Raw genomic sequence first — 4953 nt, 5'->3', positions numbered from 1 at the left:
GGCCCAGACTCCTACGGGAGGCAGCAGTGGGGAATTTTGGACAATGGGCGCAAGCCTGATCCAGCCATGCCGCGTGCAGGATGAAGGCCTTCGGGTTGTAAACTGCTTTTGTACGGAACGAAAAGGTCTTCTCTAATAAAGAGGGCTCATGACGGTACCGTAAGAATAAGCACCGGCTAACTACGTGCCAGCAGCCGCGGTAATACGTAGGGTGCAAGCGTTAATCGGAATTACTGGGCGTAAAGCGTGCGCAGGCGGTGATGTAAGACAGATGTGAAATCCCCGGGCTCAACCTGGGAACTGCATTTGTGACTGCATCGCTGGAGTGCGGCAGAGGGGGATGGAATTCCGCGTGTAGCAGTGAAATGCGTAGATATGCGGAGGAACACCGATGGCGAAGGCAATCCCCTGGGCCTGCACTGACGCTCATGCACGAAAGCGTGGGGAGCAAACAGGATTAGATACCCTGGTAGTCCACGCCCTAAACGATGTCAACTGGTTGTTGGGTCTTCACTGACTCAGTAACGAAGCTAACGCGTGAAGTTGACCGCCTGGGGAGTACGGCCGCAAGGTTGAAACTCAAAGGAATTGACGGGGACCCGCACAAGCGGTGGATGATGTGGTTTAATTCGATGCAACGCGAAAAACCTTACCCACCTTTGACATGTACGGAATTTTCCAGAGATGGATTAGTGCTCGAAAGAGAACCGTAACACAGGTGCTGCATGGCTGTCGTCAGCTCGTGTCGTGAGATGTTGGGTTAAGTCCCGCAACGAGCGCAACCCTTGTCATTAGTTGCTACATTGAGTTGGGCACTCTAATGAGACTGCCGGTGACAAACCGGAGGAAGGTGGGGATGACGTCAAGTCCTCATGGCCCTTATAGGTGGGGCTACACACGTCATACAATGGCTGGTACAGAGGGTTGCCAACCCGCGAGGGGGAGCCAATCCCATAAAACCAGTCGTAGTCCGGATCGCAGTCTGCAACTCGACTGCGTGAAGTCGGAATCGCTAGTAATCGCGGATCAGAATGTCGCGGTGAATACGTTCCCGGGTCTTGTACACACCGCCCGTCACACCATGGGAGCGGGTTCTGCCAGAAGTAGTTAGCCTAACCGCAAGGAGGGCGATTACCACGGCAGGGTTCGTGACTGGGGTGAAGTCGTAACAAGGTAGCCGTATCGGAAGGTGCGGCTGGATCACCTCCTTTCTGGAAACCGCGGTCTAATTTGAACGCCCACACTTATCGGTTGTTGGAAGGTTGTCGCCAGCGACTTGGATCGAGTCCGAGTCTCTAGTGACCGGCTTGGGTCTGTAGCTCAGTTGGTTAGAGCACCGTCTTGATAAGGCGGGGGTCGTTGGTTCGAATCCAACCAGACCCACCATCCCATCCAATACAGGGGGATTAGCTCAGCTGGGAGAGCACCTGCTTTGCAAGCAGGGGGTCGTCGGTTCGATCCCGTCATCCTCCACCAACATCTTGTTGAAGACTTCAACACCAAAGCGGCTTCGTGCGATGCATGAGGCTTCTTTGTTGTTGATTGCCATCGTGTAATCAATCGGCTGTTCTTTAAAAATTCATAGAGTCGAATCAGCGCTGTTGGCGGAAAGGGCGAAAGCCCACCGTGCCGCCAACGGCATGAATTTTTGATTGCGTCAAAACGAATATCAGACTTGTCTGAAATTCAAGTATCGAAGCGAAAGCTTCATACGGCATAACGCGTCAGGTGAAAGACCTGGCAATTCCTTGATATGCTTTGGTTTCTCGTGAGAGACGTCAAAGTTATAGGGTCAAGTGAATAAGAGCATGTGGTGGATGCCTTGGCGATGATAGGCGACGAAGGACGTGATAGCCTGCGATAAGCTTCGGGGAGCTGGCAAATTAGCTTTGATCCGGAGATTTCCGAATGGGGAAACCCACCGAAAGGTATCGCATACTAAATACATAGGTATGCGAGGCGAACCGGGTGAACTGAAACATCTCAGTAGCTCGAGGAAAAGACATCAACCGAGATTCCGAAAGTAGTGGCGAGCGAAATCGGAGAAGCCTGTTAGTGATAGCACGACTCTTAGCAAAACAGTCTGGAAAGGCTGGCCATAGCAGGTGATAGCCCTGTATGCGAAAAGAGACGTGTGGTACTGAGCTAACGAAAAGTAGGGCGGGACACGTGTAATCCTGTCTGAATATGGGGGGACCATCCTCCAAGGCTAAATACTCATCATCGACCGATAGTGAACTAGTACCGTGAGGGAAAGGCGAAAAGAACCCCGGGAGGGGAGTGAAATAGATCCTGAAACCGCATGCTTACAAAAAGTAGGAGCCCGCAAGGGTGACTGCGTACCTTTTGTATAATGGGTCAGCGACTTACATTCAGTGGCAAGGTTAACCGAATAGGGAAGCCGTAGAGAAATCGAGTCCGAATAGGGCGTCCAGTCGCTGGGTGTAGACCCGAAACCAAGTGATCTATCCATGGCCAGGATGAAGGTGCCGTAACAGGTACTGGAGGTCCGAACCGACTAGTGTTGCAAAACTAGCGGATGAGCTGTGGATAGGGGTGAAAGGCTAAACAAACTTGGAAATAGCTGGTTCTCTCCGAAAACTATTTAGGTAGTGCCTCGCGTATTACCTTTGGGGGTAGAGCACTGTTTTGGCTAGGGGGTCATGGCGACTTACCAAACCAAGGCAAACTCCGAATACCAAAGAGTACAGCGCGGGAGACAGAGCACCGGGTGCTAACGTCCGGACTCAAGAGGGAAACAACCCAGACCGCCAGCTAAGGTCCCTAAAATTGGCTAAGTGGGAAACGAAGTGGGAAGGCTAAAACAGTCAGGATGTTGGCTTAGAAGCAGCCATCATTTAAAGAAAGCGTAATAGCTCACTGATCGAGTCGTCCTGCGCGGAAGATGTAACGGGGCTAAGCCAGTTACCGAAGCTGCGGATTTGCAATTTATTGCAAGTGGTAGGAGAGCGTTCTGTAAGCCTGTGAAGGTGCGTTGTAAAGCGTGCTGGAGGTATCAGAAGTGCGAATGCTGACATGAGTAGCGTTAAAGGGGGTGAAAAGCCCCCTCGCCGTAAGCGCAAGGTTTTCTACGCAACGTTCATCGGCGTAGAGTGAGTCGGCCCCTAAGGCGAGGCAGAGATGCGTAGCTGATGGGAAACAGGTCAATATTCCTGTACCGATGTGTAGTGCGATGTGGGGACGGAGAAGGTTAGCTCAGCCAACTGTTGGATATGTTGGTTCAAGCCTGTAGTCGTGCCTGGTAGGCAAATCCGCCGGGCTTAGATGAGGGGTGATAACGAGGAAGCTTGCTTCCGAAGTGAGTGATACCCTGCTTCCAGGAAAAGCCACTAAGCTTCAGCTACACACGACCGTACCGCAAACCGACACTGGTGCGCGAGATGAGTATTCTAAGGCGCTTGAGAGAACTCAGGAGAAGGAACTCGGCAAATTGACACCGTAACTTCGGAAGAAGGTGTGCCTTTAGTAGGTGAAAGGATTTACTCCTGGAGCCCAATGAGGTTGCAAAAAATCGGTGGCTGCGACTGTTTATTAAAAACACAGCACTCTGCAAACACGAAAGTGGACGTATAGGGTGTGACGCCTGCCCGGTGCTGGAAGATTAAATGATGGGGTGCAAGCTCTTGATTGAAGTCCCAGTAAACGGCGGCCGTAACTATAACGGTCCTAAGGTAGCGAAATTCCTTGTCGGGTAAGTTCCGACCTGCACGAATGGCGTAACGATGGCCACACTGTCTCCTCCTGAGACTCAGCGAAGTTGAAATGTTTGTGATGATGCAATCTCCCCGCGGAAAGACGGAAAGACCCCATGAACCTTTACTGTAGCTTTGTATTGGACTTTGAACGGATCTGTGTAGGATAGGTGGGAGGCTTTGAAGTGTGGTCGCTAGATCGCATGGAGCCAACGTTGAAATACCACCCTGGTGCGTTTGAGGTTCTAACCTAGGTCCATTATCTGGATCGGGGACAGTGCATGGTAGGCAGTTTGACTGGGGCGGTCTCCTCCCAAAGTGTAACGGAGGAGTTCGAAGGTACGCTAGGTACGGTCGGACATCGTGCTAATAGTGCAATGGCATAAGCGTGCTTAACTGCGAGACTGACAAGTCGAGCAGATGCGAAAGCAGGACATAGTGATCCGGTGGTTCTGTATGGAAGGGCCATCGCTCAACGGATAAAAGGTACTCTGGGGATAACAGGCTGATACCGCCCAAGAGTTCATATCGACGGCGGTGTTTGGCACCTCGATGTCGGCTCATCTCATCCTGGGGCTGTAGCCGGTCCCAAGGGTATGGCTGTTCGCCATTTAAAGAGGTACGTGAGCTGGGTTTAAAACGTCGTGAGACAGTTTGGTCCCTATCTTCCGTGGGCGCTGCAGATTTGAGGAAGCCTGCTCCTAGTACGAGAGGACCGGAGTGGACACACCTCTGGTGTATCGGTTGTCACGCCAGTGGCATTGCCGAGTAGCTAAGTGTGGAAGAGATAACCGCTGAAAGCATCTAAGCGGGAAACTCGTTTCAAGATGAGATCTGCCGGGGCCTTGAGCCCCCTGAAGAGTCGTTCTAGACCAGGACGTTGATAGGCTGGGTGTGGAAGCGCAGTAATGCGTTAAGCTAACCAGTACTAATTGCTCGTGCGGCTTGACCCTATAACTTTGATCAGCAGATCAGGGTGTTATGCCAAGTGACGCAGTCAAAACAATCAAGCTGATTCCAGACTCTATGAATTCGCCGTGTTGAGCCATCCGTTCAGCACAGCACCAAGTTATGCCTGATGACCATAGCGAGTTGGTCCCACTCCTTCCCATCCCGAACAGGACAGTGAAACGACTCAGCGCCGATGATAGTGCGGGTTCCCGTGTGAAAGTAGGTCATCGTCAGGCTCTTACAGCCCTCAAAACCCCCTCTGCATCACAGCAGCGGGGGTTTTGTTTTT

2 tRNA genes and 3 rRNA genes are annotated in these 4953 nt (G+C 51.9%); all 5 read left to right on the top strand.

The annotated features are described in order from the left end of the window. Positions 1-1211: ribosomal RNA gene (locus JHD63_RS21710) — 16S ribosomal RNA — on the top strand; the annotation flags it as partial. Between the two features lie 98 nt (positions 1212-1309). Continuing rightward, positions 1310-1386 (top strand) — tRNA-Ile (locus JHD63_RS21705). A 14-nt stretch (positions 1387-1400) separates the two neighbouring features. Then, a tRNA-Ala gene (locus tag JHD63_RS21700) sits at positions 1401-1476 on the top strand. Positions 1477-1790: 314 nt separating this feature from the next. Beyond that, positions 1791-4666 (top strand): 23S ribosomal RNA (locus JHD63_RS21695). Between the two features lie 121 nt (positions 4667-4787). After that, positions 4788-4900, top strand: a 5S ribosomal RNA gene (gene rrf, locus JHD63_RS21690). The last annotated feature ends 53 nt before the right edge of the window (positions 4901-4953 follow it).

The organism is Xylophilus sp. ASV27 (genome assembly GCF_016428875.1).
GTDB lineage: Bacteria > Pseudomonadota > Gammaproteobacteria > Burkholderiales > Burkholderiaceae_C > Xylophilus.
Note: the sequence above shows the minus strand (reverse complement) of the source record. Positions and strands in the feature narration are given on the sequence as shown.